2 protein-coding genes are annotated in these 1,084 nt (G+C 41.9%); both read right to left on the bottom strand.

Annotated elements, in window-relative coordinates; all coding sequences use genetic code 11:
- Positions 1 to 15 precede the first annotated feature (15 nt).
- A complete protein-coding gene (locus J8M01_RS23720; protein WP_348772777.1) occupies positions 16 to 873 on the bottom strand; it encodes an IS3 family transposase in 858 nt (285 codons plus the stop codon).
- Positions 874 to 884: 11 nt separating this feature from the next.
- A partial coding sequence (locus tag J8M01_RS23715) for a transposase (RefSeq protein WP_211059593.1) occupies positions 885 to 1,084 on the bottom strand: 200 nt, incomplete at its 5' end.

The raw sequence follows: 1,084 nt of genomic DNA, 5'->3' as shown, positions 1-1,084 counted from the left end.
ACTTCCCAGCTTTCACTAGACAGTTTTTAATTCAGAATAATACGCTTCTTCAAACTTAGCAGGTGAAACACCGCCTGTATGTGAATGGCGCTTTTTTGGATTGTAAAACATTTCTATAAAATTGAATATCTCAGCTTTCGCATCTTCGCGTGTCGAGTATATCTTACGCTTAATTATTCGCTTTTTAATCGTTGCAAAAAAGCTTTCTGCAACCGCATTATCATGACAATTACCAGCTCGGCTCATTGATGGAACAAGGTTATGCTCCTTCATAAACGCAAGGTAATCATCACTACCGTACTGGCTGCCTTGGTCACTGTGTACCATTACCTCAGCCTTCGGTTGACGTTGATAAACTGCCATGAGCAATGCTTTAATCACCAAATGCTTGTCCATGTTCTTATCCATCGACCAACCCACAATACGCCTAGAAAATAAATCCATGACAGTTGCTACATACAAGAAACCTTCATAGGTTCTCACATAGGTAATGTCACTCACCCATGTTTGATTGGGTGCAGGAGGATTAAACTGGCGAGCAAGTAAGTTATCTGCAATGCGTGATGTTTTACCGCCTTTAATATGGCGACGTTTATAGCCTATTTGCGCTTTGAGTTTATGCTGACGCATAATTTTCGCAACACGATTTACGCTGCATCGCTCACCAGTGTCACGTAAATCTGCATGTATCCAAGGGCTACCATACGTACCGCCACTGGCTACATAAAACGCTTTAATGAGCTTCAACAAGCGACGATCTTCAAGCGTTCTATCACTTAAGGGCTTTTTTAGCCACGCATAAAAACCACTACGATGTAGTTTAAACAGGCGGCACATAGCAATGATAGAAAACTCATCTTGATGATCACGAATGAAGCCGTACTTTACTCGGGTTGGCTGGCAAAGTACCTTGCGGCCTTTTTTAAAATGTCGCGCTCCTCCGTGACACGTTTCAATTCAGCCTCTAATTTAGCGATCTTCAGTTTTTCATCGGATGATTGAACAGATTTAGGTTTATCTGATAACTGGCTCCGCCAGTGGTATAACGTTTTGGTACAAATATCTAATCGCTCAGCGACTTCTG

This window comes from Pseudoalteromonas sp. MMG005 (genome assembly GCF_018101015.1).
In the GTDB taxonomy this organism is placed as follows: domain Bacteria; phylum Pseudomonadota; class Gammaproteobacteria; order Enterobacterales; family Alteromonadaceae; genus Pseudoalteromonas; species Pseudoalteromonas aurantia.
The sequence above is the reverse complement of the archived record's forward strand: the minus strand, read 5'-3'. Positions and strand labels throughout refer to the sequence as shown.